The sequence below is a fragment of the Savagea serpentis genome, assembly GCF_015351395.1.
Lineage (GTDB): Bacteria > Bacillota > Bacilli > Bacillales_A > Planococcaceae > Savagea > Savagea serpentis.
Window position 1 is genome coordinate 974765 of record NZ_JADKPV010000001.1, and the last position, 20912, is coordinate 995676.

Genomic DNA, 20912 nt, shown 5'->3' on the forward strand with positions numbered 1-20912 from the left:
AAGTTTTTATTTTACAAATCGTCGAAACCGTCTAAATCGAAACCGACACTATCTTGTTTCGGGGCTTCATCTGTCGATTCGAACGTCGTATATTTATCGATCCAAGCAAGCGGATTCGATGTTTCTTGGTACATCTCCGCCACACCTAATACGCGACAAACGCGATTCGCTCGGTAACGAATGTACGATTCTAAATCTTCTCGTACGATATCATCTTTCTCGAGCTCGACTTCTGTACGGACGAGCTCTTTCACGTACGGGTGAATGTCCAATTTGTCGATATCGCTTTCTTGCAGCGCTGTGCGGAACAATTCTCCGATAAATTTCAACTGCGCGAGACGGTCGCGATGAATGAGGCCAACGAGTTCACTAACAGACTTCATCTCACCGCGCTCTGTCATTTCATACGTCGTGACAAAGCGTGTGTAATATTGCATTCCTTTAAATACAGCTAAGTAAGCGAGCGCTTCTAAAATATGACGTTCTGTCGGTGCTTGTTGCAACTTATCATACTGTTCTTTCGCTTGAAGACGACGTTTAGAAAGTACGTCATTCTCAACACGTAAAACATCTGCTTGCTCTTTCTCCCCTACTAAATGAGCAATCGCATAATTGAGCGCATGATTATGTTCGCTATTTTGATCATACATCGTCGCAAATACACTTGTGACAGAAGGGTCTGTCGTATAATCTGCTACGAGGGAAGATAAATCAATTTGTTGTTCATTGTGATGAGCAAGTAACGCCAATGTTTCGAGCACAGCATCGCGGTGCGCATACGTTGGAAATGCTCGACCATCCGCGCTCATATCGACTTCTGCTGCAATCCAAAAGTTCGCACGCACTTCTTCACGAAGTTCGTAAAAGTGCGGATATTTCAAGTCATTCCAATTCAAAATTCCTGAAGCTTCTCCACCAAATAGTTTCGTCGCACGGTTCGGGTCGACTGGATTAATAATTTTGGCACGTTGTAATTCCATATAAGTCCTGTCTCCTTTAAATCATTTCCCTTTCGGTTCTCTCCGAATCGGGTCTATTTTTTATTATGAGTGAAACATCATAATATATCAATGAATTAAATGAGCTTTATTCCGACATATTTCGCATGAAATGATTGCTGAAACCAATCTTCCCAACTAAATGTATAGCGCCTTCCCCAACTTGATAAGGTTAACCCTTGTTGATTTGAAGCGGTAATCGTCACCCAATGATAACGCAACATTTTAATCGGATGAAACCAGTGAAGTACGACGACCCATTCCCCTCGCTGCAAACTTTGCTCGATGAACTGACGCAATGCGTCTGCATTCGTAGCGTGTGGCTTACTCATTTGCACAGCTCTGCCTTGTAATTGAGCGAGTGTTTGAACGTGGCGCAACCAGCGATGCATCGACGGCATTCCCCACCACTTCGGTTTCATTTGACGAAAGACTATCCCCATGAAAGCCGCTGCTTGTCGTTCCGTCACTTGCTCTCCTTGCAATAATACATTTGCAGCAGCTGCAACACCGCAAGCACGCGCTGCCCAAAATGGCGTCGTCTCCCCATATGTCGCGAGCCAATTTTGATTCGTGCCGTATGCTCCTTCAATATTACGCATCGTGAAAAGGGGGAACGTGAATATAAATATGTAAAGGGAGATCTTGTAAGTAACGCTCCATTAATTGACGTACATCTTCCCAGACGAGGCCCCCTAACCCAGAACCTAGTTGAGGAAATGAAATCGATTCGATCGGATAGTTTTTATACGTTGCTACGAAAGTTTTCAAGCCCGCTTCAATATACGCAAGCTTCGATAAGTTTTCGTAATGGGCTTTCGTCGGAAAATTGACGAGCCAATAATCGTCCGATTCATACCAATGTAGCATGCCGACACGTAACTTGCCGTCTTCGCACAGTTGCACGTACTCTTTTTCCATCTTCGGATAGCGCTCTGCGAATAATTTCGCAAGCCCCGCACCCATCACACCGACCGTATTCACTGGATTGACAATGGCATCCGCCTTACTTTTAAAAATGTCCAAATTAACATATTCAATCATTTCTTCATCCCCTTCTCATTCTCTCTTTATATTTTCACACGGTTCTACTGTCATTTCAAATATTATCCTAAAATGACAGCCGCTACGAGTCCAATCAAGAAGAGTGGGATATTGTAATGTAAAAAAGTCGGTACACATGTATCCCATATGTGGTGATGCGTTCCGTCCGCATTTAACCCTGCAGTCGGACCGAGCGTCGAGTCACTTGCCGGTGATCCTGCATCTCCTAACGCAGAAGCTGTACCGATTAAGACAGCCGCTAATGTAACCGAAATTCCCGCTTCTAAAAAGACCGGAATGTACAATGTCGCTAAAATTGGAATTGTCGCAAACGACGAGCCGATTCCGAGCGTGATGATGAGACCGATCGATAATAAGAAAAAGGCGATAATAAATGGCGATGTGCCTGTAATCGTCAATGTCCATTCAACGAGCTCGTTCACATGTCCCGTCTCTTTCAACACGTTCGCATAACCTCCAGCAATAAGCATAACGAAGGCGATAAAGCCCATCATCGCAATCCCTTCTTGAACGACCTCATCCCCACGCGCAGCTGGTACAACTTGTGCGATAAATAAAATAATAATACCGATAAGCGCCCCTAAAATGAGCGAATCTTGCCAAATTTGAACAGCGAGCGCCCCGATAATCGCAAGGATCGTCAACGTATGATGGATATTCCATTTTTCCACCGCTTCAGGCTGTTCTAATTTGCGAATCGGCTCTTTCGGTTCTACTTGCTTGCGATACGTAATAAATACAGCGATAAACAATCCGATAATCATGGCAGCTCCTGGGAAAAGCATAGCTACTGAAACTGTCGACTTCGCAATTGGCATTCCGTTATCGTCCATCGCTTCTTTAATTAAAGTTTGGTAAAGAAGTCCGTAACCGACGGGTATTGTAATGTACGGAAACTTCAAGCCGAATGTTAAAGCGCTCGCTACTGCACGACGATCGATTTTCATCTCATTGAATACGTGAAGCAGTGGCGGAATTAAAATCGGGATGAATGCGATATGAACGGGAATTAAGTTTTGTGAAAAACTCGCAATGAACGCGAGCATTAAAATAAGTGCAAAACGGCGATTCGGAAACACTTTTCTTAAAAATTGAACGAGCAGTGACATGATGCCAGATAGTCCTATCATGACCGCAAACATCCCGAGTAAGACGTAACTGAGTGCCGTTCCTGATTTGTCCCCCATTCCGTTCACCATCAATGTCGTCGCATCACTCACCGGAATTCCTGCAACGAGTCCTGCTGTTAATGATGCAAAAATCAGTGAAAAAATAACGTTCACTCTTAGTAAACTTAAAACGAGCATAACGATGACACTAATTAATACCGCATTCATAATCATTTCCTCCTTTTTCGCTTTAGTGCTTTACTAGACTAAATTATAACATACCTCTATTTCTTGTCTATTCTTTTTTGGAAATTATCGTATAATTGAAAGAGAATAAGAAATTTGAACTAAAGGGGTGTTTGTATTTGTTAAAAAAAGGATGGATCATTGCGAGTTTACTCATTCTTAGCGCTTGCTCCACTACAACGAATGAAGCAAAAAAAGTTTCTACAATTGTGAAAGAAGAAGAACAAATGGAGTTAACAGATGAAAAAACACGAGCAGCGGAAGCGATTGAAAAAGAAGATTGGTATATGGCCCGCGACGCTTTCAAAAAAGTGCACAGCGCTCAACCAAACGCGGAGACTGAAACGTGGATTGAACAATTAACATTATTGATTGAAGTAGAAAAATTGCTCGAAATGGAAAAATATGATGAAGCGAAAGAGCAACTCGATGCTATACAACATCCAAAATTACAATCCGTTGTAGAAAAGAGAATCGCTACTTTACCGACAGAGCAACCGAAACAAGTTACAATAACTCCAAAACCGGTCACTCCGTCGCCAAAGCCTGCTGAACAACCGAAGTCATTTTTAAATGCTACGGAACAACAACGTCTACTCGCTGAAGCGGAACAATGGGCAGAAAACCAATATGCTGCTCTTCCTTCCGATGCTTCGATGGCTGAGTTTCGCGAAATACAATACGCGCATTATGAAAAAGTAGATGCTCAATTAAACGGCATTTATCAAATACTCCGTCAAAATTTACCCGATGCAGAATTTAAAGCATTGCAACAAAAGCAGCGTCAATGGATTAAAGATCGTGATGCGTATGCTAAGTCTCAAGCGAAAATTGCAGAAGGTGGAACAGCAGCAAGCGATATTTACAACGGCGCGCTTTTACAATATACGACACAACGTATTCAAGAATGGATTGACACGTACGCAAGTGAATAATCACCATGTGAAAAAACCGTACTTGACGGCAACACTGCCTTCTCGTACGGTTTTTCGTCTTATTGTCCGATGACGGAGTCGATAAATGTTTGCACTGTTTCATCACTGTCAATTAACGCTTGACGAGACGATTCAATGCGATCTTCATATTCCCACGTCTCTGTCACAATGGTTTCTTCTTCATCTTCCGGCACAGTATTTAACCATTGCAAATAGTTTTGAACGGCCTCGATGTATTGTTGCTTCACTTGCGCATTTTCTTGAATATGTTTCAACAATTGTTGCGCATCTTTATCTTTCGGCTGCTCGTATGCTTCTGCATAAGCGACGATCTTTTTGCTCTCTTCATATAAGTCTTCCACACGACTTTCAAACATTTCTGATGTGACATGTCCCGCCTCAACCTCTTGTTCAATTTGGTCGAGCTCTACCCAAATGGCATCATACGGGATGCCGACATGTTCAATTAAATCATCATTCACCTTTATAAATTCATCGCCATCGCTACAAGCGACGAGTATCACACTTAATACGAGTAACCCGATTATACGTTTCACTTCATTCCTCCTCATTTTGCACTGCGAATATAAAAACTGCTAAATAATGCGATGGTGCACCATTTTTCCTCCGCGGTGAGCGCTTCATTGAGCGTGACATAATATACTTCAGAATAAGCTTCGAATGCTGGTTTCATCGCATATTTAAAACGTCCGTATCGATGTTGTGCGATAAAAGTCCCGTCTGGCTTTCGCAAATCGATATCCCCTGCTGCAGATTTTTCTTTCACTTCAGCTAGTACTTCTTCCCGGCAGATGAGTTGCCCTTGCTTTTTTAATAAGCTGTCCATTATTCGTTCGTCGTAAGTCCCGAGCAATTCTCCTTCAGTGTCGAATATTTCTACTTCCGCTCGCTTCACATTTTGAGACATGCGAAAAGCTGCGACGACACCTGTTTCGTCGACAATTTCATACGTGACGGGAACGAATAATCCACGTTGCGCCGCATCCGAAAAACTTCGTAATCCTTTCGATGACGTAGAGCCGGCAACACGAATGGTAAAAAGAATACGACCGTCCGCATCGACATTGAGCCATTCTCGTGTCCATTGCGTTTTCGGGATAAAAATAAGTTCGGACAATGATTCGATATCGAATGGACCATACTCTTCTTGAATGTGAGCGCTCGCTTGCTTCATGTAATAATTCCCGAAGAGAAAACTTACTAAACCGAGAGGCAAAGCGAACGTCCAAACGTCCATTTTTTGTTCGAGCGGAAGGGGTGTAAAATATAAAATTCCCGCAATCATCAAACTGAGCATCCCGATAAATTGAGAAACTCGTCCCATTTTTTGCTGATTTCTTTTCATTTAATCCGCTCCCTCTTCATTCATATGAAGTGCGGTTTTCAACTGTTGAATGTAACGTTCGCGCAATTCGGCAGGTTCAATTTGATCAATCGATCCTGCATATTGAACGAGCCAATAAAAAATACTTTGCTGACTCGTTTCAATACGCACTTGAAAATGTTCCTCATCCATTGGACGAATTTCAACATCTTCACCGAAAAAATCAATGACCGGACCTAATATCGAACATTTACAACGAAAACGAATCGGCTCCGCTTTTCCACCAAACATGAATACTTGATTACGCGTATACGTATGAATATCAAAGCTCGCTGGCAAAGATTCTACTTTCTCTTTTAAAATATCAATATTTTTCATTTTATCTAAACGTAAAAAATATTCTTTTTCATAATTTTCGTAACGGCACATGACATAATAGTGATTCAACGTCCAAATTAAATAATACGGATACACTTTACGACGATCCATGTCTGTTCCGTTGAAAGGGACCAACTCTTTCTTTAAATTATATTTGTAATAGTCGAACTCGATGGCACGTCCTTGTTTAATGGCTTCGGATACTTGTTCGATATTGTAAAATAAACTCGCATTATATTCCTTTTCCGTATCATCTTTAAATTGAATGCGATTGGCATACTGCGAAATATAATTTTGGCCGACGAGCGCGCCAAGTTTTTGAATGAGTTGTTCGCTATACTTTTTCGGAATAAAGCGAGAAGAAGCGACAGCATCGCAAAGCATTTTCACTTCGGACTGTTCAAAATTACTGCGCAAATAATAGGTACGCCCTTCTTGTACAAGTTCATACGGGAAAATAGGCTCTTTTAAATCTTCACTATGTAAGTGTAGTTGTTTTAATATGTTTAAATGCTTCGCTACTGTGCGTCGATCAAGCTTTTTTTCTAATTCAAAATCTTCTTGTATGTATTCCATAATATTCCCTGTTGTTAACATTTTTTCACTATGGCTATATTTTTTCAATACTAACAATGTATACAATAAATATGTGCTGTGGCTATCCATCTCCTCACCTCCCCTTCAGTATAACAAAAAAACGAGAGCTTCATGCCCCTCGTTTTTAAGATTGCTGTTCTTTTTTCAAATATTGGTCAAATAATCGTTTCGCTTCTTGTTTGGTGAAAATACGGTCGATTAATTCTTTTTTCGACACGTCTGGATCGAGAATCATTTCTCGTTTCACACGATAACTCAGTTCCGAAATCGTCAAACCGAGCGCTGTCGTAATGGCACTAGCGACCGCTCCGTTAATGACACCGCCCGCTACAGTTCCGACACCTGGAATTAGTTTGGCCACTTGGGATACAGCGTAACGACCGAATTGCGATACAACTTGTCCGAGTCCGAGCGCTCCGACAATCGTTTGAATTTGGCGCGTCAAACTTCCAAGTTCGTATCGTTGCATCGCTTTCGATAACATTTTCGCTTGATTCGCTAATAAAATAGGACCGTCCGCGAAAGGTATCGGTGTGAAGCCGACTGCGAAAGCAATGCCGACGTGACGACGAATCGACTTTTCCACTTCTTCTTTCACTTCCTCCAATTTTGCAAATTGGATTTGCCGCTCTCCTAATTGATGGACGAAGGCATTTAAAGAATCGATAGTCTCAACGTGAACATATTCAATTTGTTCAGTGGCCCACTGCTCCTGTTGTGAAGATGAAATGCTCGCTTGTCCTACTTGTAAAACGAGAACCTGCTTACCTCTTGACCGCAAAAACTGCAATGTTTGCGCATCGATATCTTTCCACGGTTCATTCGACTGAATCGTATAAACGATGACATATTCTTTCTCTTCGCTATATTGCATCACACGCTTAGAGAAACTTTCATAGGTCGACTCATCCGTATACCCTTGTAAAATCGTCATCGCAAAACGTTCGCCATCCAAAGCGGCGAAACGCTCATAAACAGCTTCAATATGTTGACCGATGACTAAAATTTTTAACTTTTGCATCGTCATTCCTCCTTTACTATCCTGTATACCCTAAATAGCGAATTATGAATCTAACCGCCTAATAAACAGTGTATTTCTGTTAATTTTTGAAAAAATTCCTCGTTTTTATATCAAAATTGTTATATGATAATAGGTAAAATATATTAAGAGGCGAAGGATGTGGAAAAATGAAGTCTGTACAATCGAAATTTTTAGCTGCTTTTGGACTTATTGCGATTTTATTACTCATCGTTGCAAGTTTAAGTTTTTTAACGAGTAAAAAAGTGACTGATCAATACGACATGATTTTAGAAGATAAAATGGAACCAATTGCGCAATTGGATCATCTTCTTTCAAACTCCTTACAAATTGTAGCGAACTTAAGAGGATATATGCTCTACCGGGAAGATGTGTATTTGACGAATATCGATCAGCTCGAGCAAAACTCTAAAGCGACGATGGATGATTTATATGACGAACTCGGCCCAGACTACGAAGTATGGCTCGATGAAATGAAAGATTATTTGTATCAATATTTCGACATGGCAATTGAAGTGGCAATGAATTATCACACTGAAGGTGAAAGCGATTACTTAATGGGAATTGCTTCTACTGCTACTGCAATGAATCGTGACTTCGTCAAAATGGCGGAAGACACCATTCAACAATTACATGATGAAGCAGATGCTGCCATTCTCGAACTCGAAAACTCGGTCACCCAATCAAATCGTATGATGGTAGCCATCGTGATATTTGCAATTTTAGGCGGGTTGGCCATCATTGTAATTTTAAGTCGCTCCATTCGTCTCCCTCTTTTAAAAGCGACAACGAGTTTAATAGAAATGGCGAATGGTAACTTAACCATCGAACCGATTTCGGTCAAGACGAAAGATGAGATTCAACAAATGGCGACTGCACTCAATCAAATGCTTGCGACATGGAATGGCGTCATTTGCAAAGTGAACGACTCTTCTAAGGAACTCGCTTCTCAATCTGAACAACTGTCTGCGAGTACAGAAGAATCTCTCGCTTCTAGTGAAATGGTTACTACCGCTGCAGAAAACAGTATGCGCATGAGTGAAGAACAAGCGCATTATGTTGAACAATCGACAGAGTCCTTAAAAGAAGTCGGACTTGGCATCGACCAAATTACAGCGAGCAATGAAGAAATGCTACAATCTGCAGACGAAATGGAACAGTACGTGCAAAGCGGAAAACAAGTCATGCATGACGTTTCTACTCAGATGAATGACATTCACAATACGATTCAACAATCGACAACGATTATGGAGCAAATGGCGCGCAAATCGAGCGAAATTCAAGAAGCATCAGCACTCATTGCAGGGATTAGTGAGCAGACGAACTTACTCGCATTAAATGCTGCGATTGAAGCAGCTCGTGCAGGTGAACATGGTGCAGGATTTGCCGTCGTAGCGGAGGAAGTCCGTAACTTGGCGGAAGAGTCAACCAAATCTGCTTCAAAAATTGACGAGATGATCATCGAAGTTCGAACAGCAGCCGAACAAGCTGTTCAATCAATTCTTCTCGGTCAACAAAAAGTGACGACAGGTTTGGAACGTACCGAAGAATCACTCTCGACATTCGAACATATTGAACGCTCTGTTTCGGAAGTTCATTATAAAATCGAAACCGTATCCGCTGCAGTTGAGCAAATTCAAGCCATGTCAAATGAAGTATTATCGACGACAAGCACTTTAAAGAACTTAGCAGAACAATCGACAAGTACTTCACAAGATACGACAGCAGCGACAGAAGAACAACTCGCTGCCATGCAGGAAATTTCAGCGAGTTCAGAACGTCTCGCTCAATTAGCAGATGTTTTAAAAGCAGAAATCGCACAATTTAAAATAAAATAAACATAATTTTAGTATTCCCCTCTTATTTCTAATGTTTTATTATTAAATATGATATATGATAAGGGAAAAGGAGGGGATTTTTGATGAAATCCATTCGTACAAAATTACTATTTTCATTCGGACTTATCGGAATTGTCATTTTACTTATCGTGTCTTTAAATATGAAATCAAGCCATATGGTTACTAAACAATATGATCATGTTTTGTACGATAATGTATATTCAATGTATTTAATTGATTCTTTATCGCTCACGCAATCACAAATTGTAAGCAATGTTCGAGGCTATTTAACGCATAAAGACGAAGCATTCATTCAACAATTCGAAACATTGCACGAGACGTTTAATATCCAAATGCAGGAATTGCATGAAAAGTTTCCTGAAGGTACAGACCTTGCGCATGCGGCGGAACGGATCGATCGTTTAGCAGGGAATTACAACACATTAATTCCAGACTTAATCGAATCCTATCAAGCAAATGATTTCGGACGCTTCCAACGATTATCGACACAAGCAAATGCGATGAATCAACAATTTTTTGCATTTGTCACTAGCTTAAAAGAAGAGCTCGACGCCCAAACGGATGTTCAACTACTTGAACTAGAGGCTACTGTCAAACGGGCGACGCTCCTTTCTTTCATCATTGCTGGTGTCGGTCTATTCAGCGGACTCCTCATCATTTTAATTTTAAGTCGTTCGATTCAACGGCCTCTCGCTCAAACGACTCATGCCTTAAAGGAAATGGCTCAAGGCAACTTAGCGCTCACTCCTTTAACGATTACGACGAAAGATGAAACGGGTCAAATGGCAAACGCTTTAAATAGTTTACTTAATACATGGAATACCGTCATACGAAAAGTGAATGATTCTTCTCGACAAGTGGCTGAACAAGCAGAACAAGTTTCTGCCAATACGGAAGAATCCCTCGCTTCAAGTGAAATGGTCGCAAAAACGGCGGAAAATGCTATGGTGACAAGTGATGAACAAGAACTGTATGTCACACGCTCATCAGAAGCGTTAGAACAAGTAGCACAAGGTGTTACACAAATTACAGAAGAGAATGTACGTATGCTAGCATCTGCTCAACAAATGGAACGTGCTGTGTCCGACGGGAAACATGAAATGAATGAAGTCGTAGAACAAATGAAAGAAATTCATGAAACGATTCAACAGTCGACTTCCATCATTCAACAAATGGCTCAAAAGTCGAATGAAATCCAAGAAGCATCTGCTCTTATTACTGGCATTAGCGAACAGACGAATTTGCTCGCACTGAATGCTGCGATCGAAGCAGCTCGAGCAGGTGAACATGGTGCTGGTTTTGCCGTCGTCGCTGAAGAAGTGCGCAATTTAGCGGAAGAATCAAAACGTTCTGCAACACGCATTGACCGCATGATTTTAGATATTCATCAAGCAGCCGAACTCGCTGTCCGTTCGATTGCTGACGGACAACAAAAAGTAGCTGTAGGCATCCAACACACGAATGGTTCTTTCGAGACTTTTCAACAAATTGAACAATCCGTTACAGATGTTCATGAACAAATTACGTCGGTATCCAATGCAAGTGAACAAATTCAAACGATGACACAAAATGTGCTACGTATGGCGAATACACTGCAAAGTTTAGCACGTACCGCTTCAACTCATTCTCAAAACACAACGGCTGCGACAGAAGAACAGCTCGCAGCGATACAAGAAATTACAGCGAGTACCGAACGATTACACGCACTCTCTGAACAACTTCAACAAGAAATATTGCAATTTAAGACAAATTAAAGATGATAAAAAGCTGTAGAAATGGGGATGATTCCACCACTTCTACAGCTTTTTAATACAATGTAACGCCTCGTCCTGTCAAAATACTTTGCACGATATACTTCGGTGAATTTTGACCTTCTGAAACGATATGCATCGGATGACGTTTTGGAAATAACTTTTGCGTAATTTCATCGACTGTATATCCTCGGCCCGCTTCCTCTTGGACCCGCTCTGTCAACTCTAACCAATAGTTTAATTTTTGTTCGAGCGCTTGTCGCCCTTCTTTCAAATACCCTTGATGATGACAAAATGTCGTCTCGAAATCTTGTTCTAATATATACTGCAACGAGCGAATATGCTCCGGAACAATTTCAAACTCGAACAAGCTTTTCGGACGCGGTTGAACGAATAAGTCTCCCGTGAACAAAATCCCTTCCGATGCGTCATATAATGCTACATGATCGAAGGAGTGTCCCGGTGTATGTAATACTTGTAATGTTCGTTTTCCGGTATCGAACGTTTCGCTAAGCGGTTTCGTTTGAAATGCAAGACGTTTCCCCCAAAATTGTTCTCGGTACCATGGAATCTCCGCTTCTTTTGCACAAATGTCTTGCCCGAGTGGATGAATCCATTGTTCATAGCCGAGTTTCTCAAGCGCCGCTCCATTTCCTGTGTGATCTTCATGATGATGCGTATATAAGACGCGATCCACTGCTGAATCTGTGATGATTTCGAGGGATTGCTTTTCTAAACGATACGGTCCACTATCGATTAATGTATCGTCAATCATATAAAAATAAACGTCCATTTGCATATTCCCCACTGTTTTGACACTTTGGCAAACAACTTTCACCCCTTGAATTGTTTCAACCTTCATACACTTTCCCCTTTCTGAATGATTATTCATTCATTATATCGTACTGAAAAACGACATTCAATGTGAATGTCGTTTTTCATGTGCTAATAATTGTTCTTTAAACGATAATCCTCCACGATATCCGACGAGTTTTCCATTTTTTCCAATCACGCGATGGCATGGTGTGAGAACCATCCAAGGATTTTTATTGTTCGCGTTACCAACTGCTCGATATGCATTCGGCTTGCCGATTTGAATGGCGATCTCTTCATACGTGCGCGTCTCTCCGTACGGAATCGTTCGCAATGCTTGCCATACATTCTGTTGAAACTCAGTTCCTATCGTAACGAGCGGTATGTCACATGGCGTAGTGTCTCCTTCAAAGTAACGCGCAAGCCATGTTAGACATTGGTTCGTCCAATGGTTGCGCTCGCCACCTAGAGATTCTTCTGTAAATTCTACTTTTTGAATACCTTCTGTTGTCGCGTCAATCGCGATTCGACCGATTGTCAATTGTTCTACCCACCGCAAACTATTCACCTTCTTCAATAAATCATTTGTTGTAAATCTCGCAATGCCGAAGTTGTCGTGAGCGTAAGAGGCTCGGGTAAATCGTCCAAGGCGAACCAACCGATCGCTTCATGTTTATTCGGCTCCATATTGCGTGGTTCCCCTTTCGCAATTTTCGCTAAATATGTAGGCGCCACCCAATGTGCCTGTTCTTCAGGTAAAATATGATTCGTTACGCCAACGAGACGAATGAGAGTAATGGTCACACCTAATTCTTCATAGATTTCACGAATAATGGCATCTTCAATCGTTTCCATCCAGTCGACTTTCCCTCCAGGTATACTCCAAGCATACATTTCCGGAGATTTTAATCGTTTTAATAATAAGATCTCACTCGCTTCATTTAAAATGACGGCTCCTACACCGACACGTGGGTTGTTCATTTCGGTCACGCCTTTCTTTGAAATTCATTTACATTGTACGCTCTTTTCGTTATATTGTCAGAAGTGAGGTGTTCAATAATGGATCCATTTGTACAATTCGTCATTATCCCGTTCGTCATCGTTTCAATCAGTGTCGGGGTGACGCTTCTTTTAAAGCGTGTTTGGGTAGCGCCCATCCTCGCCTTTCTTATGAATACAGTCGTCAACTATGTAAAGTTTCAACGAAGTGATGCGACTGGTCAAATTTCCCGCGAGCAGTTGTTTGAATGGTCATTCGTCACGGCGTTAATCGCAACCATTTTCGCCCTTTATTTATTTTTATCGATGACGATTTTAACACGTCGAAGAGCAGCACTAGATGCGGTAAAACGAAAAGAGACAGAGTCGAAATAAACCGACTTTGTCTTTTCTATTTCACACGTAAATTGAGTAAAATCGAACCGTCTGCATCTTTAAATTGCTTGCCTTCCGCATAATGTAAAGTGACGATGTACATGTAATGTCCGGATTGTTCAGGCGCTTGAAATGCTTCGCCTCCATCTTCTAAAACCCACTCCGTCTCTAACGATTCGACATCAATGACGCGATCGACCGTTATTCTTTTTGCATGTTCACCGTACGTCAATTCGCGAATTTCAATCGTCTCACCTTGAGGGACATCGATGACATGTAACGCTTCAGGTTCCCAACCGACATCGGTACAGGTCGCTGCTTTTTCTAAACGGACACATTGACTCCCTAACGCATAAAGCTGCATCTGTTCTACCTGTTGCGGCACGACTTCTCCAGCTACAACGACTTCAAAATCTAACAAATTTACTTCTTCATACGCCCCTGATTGACAAGCAGCCAATACGAATAAGAGGCTGAACCATAGCAATCTTTTCATAATTCTCTTCCTCTCTCCTTTTCTATTGTAATAGACTCGCCCGATGCAGAAAAGTTACAATTTCATTGCATTTCGACTTATTGCTATTATTTAGTATAATGCTAATGAATATGGAAATGGAGTGAATTCATTGGTTGCTGCTCATTATGAAAAACAGTTACTCATTAAAACGACTGGATGGCGGAGTGACTTAAAAAAATCAACGCATCATCACCGATATGAACCGACGCCGTATGAAGCGTTAGACGAATTGTTTTACGAATACGACCTGCAAGAAGATGCGGTACTCGTCGACTTCGGTAGCGGAAAAGGACGCGTACCTTTTTACGTCCATAGCCGTTTTCAAAACCTCGTCAAAGGAATTGAAATGAGCGAAGAATTACATGCGAAAGCATTGCTCAATAAAGAAACCTTCCGCACACGCATCCGCCGGGGGAAAGGGAAAATTCGCTTTAAACAAAAATTTGCGGAACGTTATCTAGTCAAAAAAGAAGATACTCATTTTTACTTCTTCAATCCGTTTACAGTCGAGTTATTCCAACAAGTCGTACAACGAATCGTCGCTTCCGCGAAAGAACATCCTCGCGAAATCGACATTATTTTATATTACCCTACGGAATCATACATTCGATTTTTAGAACGAAGCACCCCGTTCCGTGTAACACAAGAAGTCGTAGTGCCTGGCCTTTACGAAAAAGACGACCACGCGCGATTTTTAATTTATCGGATGAAAACACAACAAACGACGTAAAGAAATGCAAAACGAGAGTACATGGCATGAATACCCGTACTCTCGTTTATATATATATTATCTTTTAAAATTGGAGTTGTAATTGAATCGGCTTTTCATTGCGGAGAACCGTCGCTGTCACGACATCTCCTTCTTTCACATCTCGATATAAAAATTTACGTAAATCGTACATCGATTCAATTTCGACATCGTTTAACTTTTTAATAATATCACCTCGTTGCATTCCTGCTTTTTGTGCGATAGAATCAGGTTCTACTGAATCAACACTGAGTCCTGTCATCACTTCGCGGCCTTGTAAGGCAGCATAAGGATTTGCATACTGACTTAAATCAATGACACGAACACCGAGCATCGGGCGTTTAATTTCGCCATTTTCTAACAACTCATCGACGACGGTTTGCACTTCTTCACTTGGAATCGCAAAACCGAGTCCTTCTACTTTTTCACTCGCGATTTTCAACGTATTTATGCCGATGACTTCCCCTTGCAAATTTAATAAAGCGCCCCCACTATTTCCTGGGTTAATCGCAGCATCTGTTTGTAATACATTGAGTTCCCAATTTCCTTGTGACGTTTCGACAGGAACGGTTCGGTCTAGGCCACTAATAATTCCTTTTGTCACAGTACTCGATAAATTTAAACCGAGTGGATTTCCAATGGCAATGACATCTTGACCCATTTGGAGTTGTGTCGTTTTCCCGAATGGTAAAGGTTCCATGCCGTCAATCGTCGCAATTTCGAGCACGGCTAAATCCGTAAACACGTCCGTTCCAATCAGTTTCGCTGGTACGCGCTCGCCATCATGGAGGGACACTTCAATATTCATCGCTTGTTCGATAACGTGGTTGTTCGTCACAATATAGGTTTTGTCGCCATCGATTTTATAAATCACACCTGAGCCAACGCCTTGTTCAACCGTTTGCTGTTGGAAAGGATGTTGTCCGTAATTGACGACACCGACAACACTCGGCGATGCTTTTGCAATAATATCACTTAAGTTTTGCGTCGCATGATTCACTTGTGTCGCTTGCTCACCTCGTTGTTTCGCTTGTTGATTGACTACCTCTTTATTTTGTTCTTCGGGAGCGTCTGTGTTTAATAGGTCAAATTGAGTAACACCAATCAATGTAAAAGCGGACCCTAGTACACCCGCTCCAATTAATTGTACTGCTAATTTTCCTGTTTCTTTCGCCATAACAATCTCCTCCGTCTCGTTCTTATATTTTCATTATAAAGCCGTTATATGTCAGCTGTATGACAAATGCTCTTTATTTTTGAAAAGTTAAACGAAAAATCGTTCCACGTTCATCGCTTTGGACAAGGTATAGGTGACCGTTCATCGAATGCGCCATCATTTGCGCAAGCGGCAAGCCAAGACCGAATCCCCGACTTCCAAGCTTCTCTTGTCCTCTGAAAAATCGTTCGAAAATGTAAGGTTGTTCTGCAATCGGTATTCCTTTCCCTTCATCGATGAAATCAAAACGATGTGCTTCATTTCTCTCTTCGTATACAACACGCAAAGTCCCTCGTTCACTCATCGCACGAATGCTATTATTCCATAAATTTTTAATGATTTGTTCGAGGCGTAAACGATCGACTGACAACAAAACAGGAGTTTCCCAAAGTTCAATCGTTACGTTTCGATAGGTCGCTTCATAAACGTGAGCGAGACGTTCCATCACTTCACGCACATCGAGCACTTCCAATTCCACGTGAACACGGCCTGTCGCAAATGTGTTAAATTCGACTAAGTCATCGACAAGGCGCTTCATCTTCTCCCCTTCTTCTAATGCATAGACGACGAATTCAGCACGTTCCTCTTCAGGTACGACATCGTCACGCAATGCTTGCAGTAAGCTCGTCATCGATGTGAGTGGCGTCTTTAATTCATGCGTCACCCCAGCAAGCAATTCCGTTCGGACCGATTCTAGTTGCTGAAGACGATTCGACATGGCATTAAATGACTCCATTAACTCGACGAGTTCTAATTCTTTGACTGAATTCGTATTTAAATATTGGTCATATTCTCCGCGTTCAATCGCACGTGACGCTTCAACGACGGTCGCGATAGGCGCTGTTAAACGGCGAGAAATAAGCGAAATGACGATGAAGCCGATGACTGCCAATGCGATGATGAAAATGAGAAACTGCTGATACCGGCTCGGTTCTAGTGCTGTAAGCATCGATTTTTTCTCTAGCATCACCACATACCCGATTGTGCCATATGCTGTTTCAATCGGGCGTTTTACGATAAAGACGGGGTCCTTCCCTTTCAATTGTGCGGTACCAATTGGGGCTTGTAAAATTCGATCATCGGCCACATATGTCCCGATTAATGCACGGTCATTCGCCAAACGAATAATCCCTTGATGGTCCATCACATACATCGTCGGCGTCCGTTTCATCGCAACGAATGAACCATTTTGTGTGAGGAGTGGTACAGTCGTCATGTCTTGAGGTATGGCATTCGGATTACCGTGCGCAATCGCTTCTGTCGCATCGACTGCTAAAGCGTCCATTAAACGAAGACGGTCATCGAGTGCATTTTGTTTCAACCAAGAAGATGCGACGAAACCGATAATCAGTAATCCAATCATTAACACTGCAAAAAACAAGAGCGACCAGTAGCGGCTCATCGGCCATTTACGCGGGGACATGGAATTGATACCCCGTGCCACGAATCGTTTTAATTTGTCCTTCTTCTGCTGGCCAATCGCGCAATGCTTGGCGAATACGTTTCACAGCAACGTCAATGGCACGGTCACTTCCTTCATAAAAATTTCCCCATACGTGTTCAATAATTTCTTCACGTGTAAATGTCCGGTTCGGATGCCGTGCGAGAAAAGCTAACATCGCAAAATCTTTCGGTGTTAAATTGATAGTACGACCATTTAACGTGACCGTATGCCCTTCTGGAACGATGACGAGAGAACCGTAAACGAAACGCGATGGCGCAATGCGTTTAAAAATCGCCTCCATCCGCAAGACAACTTCTTCCGCTTCAAACGGCTTCGCAATGTAATCGTCCGCTCCTTTTTTTAGTCCTTGAATGCGATTCGGTGCATCTCCGAGTGCCGTCAGCATAATGATCGGCACATCACTTTCTGCCCGAATTGTTTCTAAAACGGTCCAACCGTCCACAAACGGCATCATAATATCTAATACGAAGCCATCAATGGTATGTTCTTTCCAAAAGCGTAACGCTTCTTCTCCATTTTCTGCTTGCAATACATCATAACCAGCACGCTCAAAATATAGTGCTAACACACGGCGTATCGGCATTTCATCTTCTGCAATTACGATCGTCGGCATCGGTCTTTCTCCTCCTCATAAGTTCTTTCTATTAGCGTAATGAAAGTTCGTCAATTTGTCTAATGAGAAAAAGCGCACAGTGCGAAACTGTACGCTTTCCCTTTATGGACGCTTCTTCAGTAAAGCAAGCGTCTCTTCAAACTCCTGTTCAATCTGGTTATTTTTTGTATATGTTTTGCGACTAATGAGTATCGCCACAAGCAAGTTTAAAATAAATGCTGGAATGATTTCGTAGACGGCGAAAATTCCTGTATCCACCGGCGCATAGTGCCAAATGAAAGCGGTGATTGCACCGACTACCATCCCCGCAATCGCTCCTTGTGAAGTAAGACCGCGCCAATACAATGACAATAAAACGATCGGCCCGAACGCTCCGCCGAAGCCTGCCCACGCAAATGACACGAGCGATAAAATCGACTCATTGTTCGGCCATGCCAGCAGTAAGGCGATAGCAGAAACGAATAAGATCGCAACGCGTCCGAGCAACACATAATAGCGATCTGGACGGTGACGCTTGAAAATTGCTTTATGCAAATCTTCAACAAGTGCCGAAGACGTTACAATCAATTGAGACGAAATCGTACTCATCACCGCTGCAAGTACCGCCGCTAAAATGACTCCTGCAATAATCGGATGGAACAACACTTGTCCCATGACGATGAAGACCGTTTCAGGGTCAATCGCTCCAATCCCCTCTCGTTGTGAAAAATACGCAAGCCCAATAAAAGCGGTAAATGTCGCACCAATTAAACTTAACAACATCCAACCTGTCCCGATACGACGAGCACTTTTCACTTCATCTAGCGATTCAATCGCCATAAAGCGCACGATAATATGCGGTTGACCGAAATAGCCGAGTCCCCATGCGAGTGAAGAAGCAATCCCAGCAAATGTGACAGCACGTACTTTGTCAATGCTCTCCAAGTAGTCTCCGAGAACAGAACCTACTTCCACCGATGATGTCCAACTAAAATGAGATGGATTCAATGATAAAAGGACATCCTTCACTTCAGCCCATCCACCAAAATAGATGACGCCACCGATCGGGACGAGAATTAAAGCGAAAAACATAATGAGTCCTTGGAAAAAGTCCGTATAACTCACCGCTAAAAATCCACCGAATAGTGTGTACGCAATGACGACGACGGCAACCGTGATTAAACCGACGTGATAATCGAGACCGAATGAGCTTTCAAAAAACTTCCCGCCTGCGACCATGCCACTCGATACATAAAACGTAAAAAATAACAAAATGACAAGTGCCGTCACCATTCTTAAAATATTCGACGTATCTTTCAAACGGTTTTCTAAATAGCTCGGGACTGTGATTGAATCGTTCACTTCCGTATAGGCACGTAATCGTGGGGCAACGAGCAACCAATTGATATAGGCGCCGACGAGTAAACCGACACCCATCCATAATTCACTCGCTCCATATAAATAAATCGCTCCTGGCAAGCCCATTAAAAGCCAACCTGACATATCTGCGGCTCCCGCACTTAATGCAGTCACTCCTGGACCGAGCGAACGTCCTCCAAGCATAAAATCTGTTAAATCTGTAGTTTTCTTATACGCATACCAGCCAATCCATAATAACGCGATCATGTACAAAAGAAGCGCAATGAATTGGTACATCTGTTCCGACATGTAAAAAGTTCCACCTTCCCAAATGACGTCAGCCTCGTTCTTTTCATGTACGGCGAGAAACGTACGAACGGCTCACTTAATTTGGCATTTCAAAACGAATATCGCTCATCGCTCTATAAGAGAGTGATAAGTGTAACATTTTGCGAAGCGTAAAATGTGAGTCCGTGCTCTCGAACAACAAAAGCAGACAAACGATACGTCCTTCGCCTCAAAATGTCTCGCGTTACCCATTCTTACACACTTTCACATGTCGTTCAAAGGAGATTTAGAGAATGAATTTTGCAAAAATTTATCGAAACGCTATCATATAAGGGGCTCTCGGATTTTCTCGAAAAATGGAAATAAAACTTTTGTACTATACATCTCCTCTTTAACTTCCGATTACTTTCAGGCCGACTACGGACGTGATAATAAGCGTGATGAAGAAAATACGTTTCATTTCTTTCGATTCCCCGAAGAACATCATACCGACAAGGGCTCCACCCGCTGCACCAATCCCTGTCCAAATGGCATAAGCTGTCGCCATCGGTAAAGTCATCAGGGCGACTTTCAATAAAGCGAAACTAATACCGAAACTACCAATCATATAAACGACAGAGCGTAAATTGCGCTGTTGATGGAAATAAGAAATCATCATGACCCCTAACACTTCAAATAAACCTGCAAAAATTAATACTACCCAAATCATATTATCCCTCCTCCGATACGCGTTTTAATCCGATGATTCCTGCGAGCAATGTCGTGACAAATAGCGCTTGTAAAAAGCTCCATTCGCCTCCGAAGACGATATTTTCCATCAAGACAGTGCCGACGGTTCCAATCCCTACAAAAACAGCATACGATGTTCCAACTGGTAATTTTTCTCCTGCCATAATTAAATAATAAAAACTAATATACACAGCGATCGCTGTCAATCCCCAATGCCACCATGTTGTAGAGTGCGTTAATCCAACGACCCAACCGACTTCAAATAAACCAGCGACCACTATTTTCAACCATTCTTTTGCCATGTTTCTCATTCCTTTCTTGCATAGAAAAAAGCCCAGGACATATGACAAGTCATATCTCCCAGGCTTTTATCCTTCCGTGTACGAAGTTTCCTTCGCGCATTCTCTCGGTCACAGACAGCGATCGCTCGGAACCCTAGAATGCTTACATTATTTACTTATTTTTACTATAGCACAATTTTGAGCGATT

The 20912-nt window shown here is 42.1% G+C and carries 23 protein-coding genes and 1 riboswitch; of the genes, 5 read left to right on the plus strand and 18 right to left on the minus strand.

The features are described from left to right. Positions 1-11: 11 nt before the first annotated feature. The 4 genes from IRY55_RS05070 to IRY55_RS05085 form a co-directional block, all read right to left on the minus strand. Positions 12-980, minus strand: a complete 969-nt coding sequence (locus IRY55_RS05070) for a ribonucleotide-diphosphate reductase subunit beta (protein WP_194562153.1) — start codon at positions 978-980, stop codon at positions 12-14. Between the two features lie 95 nt (positions 981-1075). After that, complete coding sequence (locus IRY55_RS05075; protein ID WP_194562154.1) at positions 1076-1600, minus strand: hypothetical protein; 525 nt, start codon at positions 1598-1600, stop codon at positions 1076-1078. After that, positions 1593-2042, minus strand: coding sequence for a macro domain-containing protein (locus IRY55_RS05080; protein ID WP_194562155.1), 450 nt, complete (start codon positions 2040-2042; stop codon positions 1593-1595). The genes IRY55_RS05075 and IRY55_RS05080 overlap by 8 nt, the downstream gene beginning before the upstream one ends. A gap of 62 nt (positions 2043-2104) precedes the next feature. After that, positions 2105-3400 (minus strand): Na+/H+ antiporter family protein, encoded by a 1296-nt coding sequence (locus IRY55_RS05085; RefSeq protein ID WP_328799619.1) that lies wholly within the window; start codon positions 3398-3400, stop codon positions 2105-2107. 137 nt (positions 3401-3537) lie between these two features. Here IRY55_RS05085 and IRY55_RS05090 point away from each other — a divergent pair, with 137 nt between their 5' ends. Next, positions 3538-4353, plus strand: coding sequence for a lysozyme inhibitor LprI family protein (locus IRY55_RS05090; RefSeq protein WP_194562157.1), 816 nt, complete (start codon positions 3538-3540; stop codon positions 4351-4353). Between the two features lie 59 nt (positions 4354-4412). Here the strand turns inward: IRY55_RS05090 and IRY55_RS05095 are convergent, their stop codons facing one another. The 4 genes from IRY55_RS05095 to IRY55_RS05110 are packed head-to-tail and all read right to left on the minus strand — an operon-like array spanning position 4413 to position 7694. Continuing rightward, complete coding sequence (locus IRY55_RS05095) at positions 4413-4910, minus strand: hypothetical protein (RefSeq protein ID WP_194562158.1); 498 nt, start codon at positions 4908-4910, stop codon at positions 4413-4415. Positions 4911-4921: 11 nt separating this feature from the next. Continuing rightward, complete coding sequence (locus IRY55_RS05100) at positions 4922-5719, minus strand: hypothetical protein (protein ID WP_194562159.1); 798 nt, start codon at positions 5717-5719, stop codon at positions 4922-4924. Beyond that, entirely contained in the window at positions 5720-6742 is a 1023-nt protein-coding gene (locus IRY55_RS05105; RefSeq protein ID WP_194562160.1) for a helix-turn-helix transcriptional regulator, read from the minus strand. It lies immediately after the preceding gene. A gap of 55 nt (positions 6743-6797) precedes the next feature. Further along, positions 6798-7694 (minus strand): YcjF family protein, encoded by an 897-nt coding sequence (locus tag IRY55_RS05110; protein WP_194562161.1) that lies wholly within the window; start codon positions 7692-7694, stop codon positions 6798-6800. A gap of 167 nt (positions 7695-7861) precedes the next feature. Between IRY55_RS05110 and IRY55_RS05115 the strand changes: the two genes are divergently transcribed. Together IRY55_RS05115 and IRY55_RS05120 are read left to right on the plus strand one after the other, a co-directional pair. After that, positions 7862-9550, plus strand: a complete 1689-nt coding sequence (locus IRY55_RS05115) for a methyl-accepting chemotaxis protein (protein WP_194562162.1) — start codon at positions 7862-7864, stop codon at positions 9548-9550. Between the two features lie 83 nt (positions 9551-9633). Then, a complete protein-coding gene (locus IRY55_RS05120) occupies positions 9634-11325 on the plus strand; it encodes a methyl-accepting chemotaxis protein (protein ID WP_235961063.1) in 1692 nt (563 codons plus the stop codon). 52 nt (positions 11326-11377) lie between these two features. Here IRY55_RS05120 and IRY55_RS05125 read toward each other — a convergent pair whose 3' ends face one another. Genes IRY55_RS05125 through IRY55_RS05135 form a run of 3 tightly spaced genes read right to left on the minus strand, consistent with a single transcriptional unit; the run spans position 11378 to position 13116 of the window. Continuing rightward, positions 11378-12184 (minus strand): MBL fold metallo-hydrolase, encoded by an 807-nt coding sequence (locus IRY55_RS05125; protein ID WP_194562164.1) that lies wholly within the window; start codon positions 12182-12184, stop codon positions 11378-11380. 57 nt (positions 12185-12241) lie between these two features. Further along, on the minus strand, positions 12242-12694 hold the full coding sequence (locus tag IRY55_RS05130) for a methylated-DNA--[protein]-cysteine S-methyltransferase (protein ID WP_235961016.1): 453 nt from the start codon (positions 12692-12694) through the stop codon (positions 12242-12244). A 14-nt stretch (positions 12695-12708) separates the two neighbouring features. Next, positions 12709-13116, minus strand: a complete 408-nt coding sequence (locus tag IRY55_RS05135) for an NUDIX hydrolase (protein WP_194562166.1) — start codon at positions 13114-13116, stop codon at positions 12709-12711. Between the two features lie 78 nt (positions 13117-13194). Between IRY55_RS05135 and IRY55_RS05140 the strand changes: the two genes are divergently transcribed. Continuing rightward, on the plus strand, positions 13195-13509 hold the full coding sequence (locus tag IRY55_RS05140) for a hypothetical protein (protein WP_194562167.1): 315 nt from the start codon (positions 13195-13197) through the stop codon (positions 13507-13509). 16 nt (positions 13510-13525) lie between these two features. Here IRY55_RS05140 and IRY55_RS05145 read toward each other — a convergent pair whose 3' ends face one another. After that, complete coding sequence (locus tag IRY55_RS05145; RefSeq protein ID WP_194562168.1) at positions 13526-14005, minus strand: hypothetical protein; 480 nt, start codon at positions 14003-14005, stop codon at positions 13526-13528. A 130-nt stretch (positions 14006-14135) separates the two neighbouring features. On the opposite strand from IRY55_RS05145, the gene IRY55_RS05150 reads away from it, so the two are divergent. Continuing rightward, entirely contained in the window at positions 14136-14756 is a 621-nt protein-coding gene (locus tag IRY55_RS05150) for an SAM-dependent methyltransferase (RefSeq protein ID WP_194562169.1), read from the plus strand. A 64-nt stretch (positions 14757-14820) separates the two neighbouring features. On the opposite strand, the gene IRY55_RS05155 is transcribed toward IRY55_RS05150, so the two are convergent. The 6 genes from IRY55_RS05155 to IRY55_RS05180 form a co-directional block, all read right to left on the minus strand. After that, the gene (locus IRY55_RS05155) at positions 14821-15951 is read right to left on the minus strand and encodes a S1C family serine protease (protein WP_194562170.1); all 1131 of its coding nucleotides are present in this window, start codon (positions 15949-15951) and stop codon (positions 14821-14823) included. A 73-nt stretch (positions 15952-16024) separates the two neighbouring features. Continuing rightward, complete coding sequence (locus IRY55_RS05160; RefSeq protein ID WP_194562171.1) at positions 16025-17413, minus strand: sensor histidine kinase; 1389 nt, start codon at positions 17411-17413, stop codon at positions 16025-16027. Continuing rightward, on the minus strand, positions 17400-18068 hold the full coding sequence (locus tag IRY55_RS05165; protein ID WP_194562172.1) for a response regulator transcription factor: 669 nt from the start codon (positions 18066-18068) through the stop codon (positions 17400-17402). Before IRY55_RS05165 ends, IRY55_RS05160 begins: the two co-directional genes overlap by 14 nt. 102 nt (positions 18069-18170) lie before the next feature. Continuing rightward, positions 18171-19715: a sodium/proline symporter PutP gene (gene putP, locus IRY55_RS05170; RefSeq protein ID WP_194562173.1), complete on the minus strand. Its 1545-nt coding sequence runs from the start codon at positions 19713-19715 to the stop codon at positions 18171-18173. A 370-nt stretch (positions 19716-20085) separates the two neighbouring features. Next, positions 20086-20403 carry a DMT family transporter gene (locus tag IRY55_RS05175; RefSeq protein ID WP_194562174.1) on the minus strand — a complete coding sequence of 106 codons (318 nt, stop codon included), beginning with the start codon at positions 20401-20403 and terminating at the stop codon, positions 20086-20088. A gap of 1 nt (position 20404) precedes the next feature. Further along, positions 20405-20725 (minus strand): DMT family transporter, encoded by a 321-nt coding sequence (locus IRY55_RS05180; protein ID WP_194562175.1) that lies wholly within the window; start codon positions 20723-20725, stop codon positions 20405-20407. A gap of 53 nt (positions 20726-20778) precedes the next feature. After that, positions 20779-20873: riboswitch (guanidine-I (ykkC/yxkD leader) on the minus strand. Between the last annotated feature and the right edge of the window lie 39 nt (positions 20874-20912).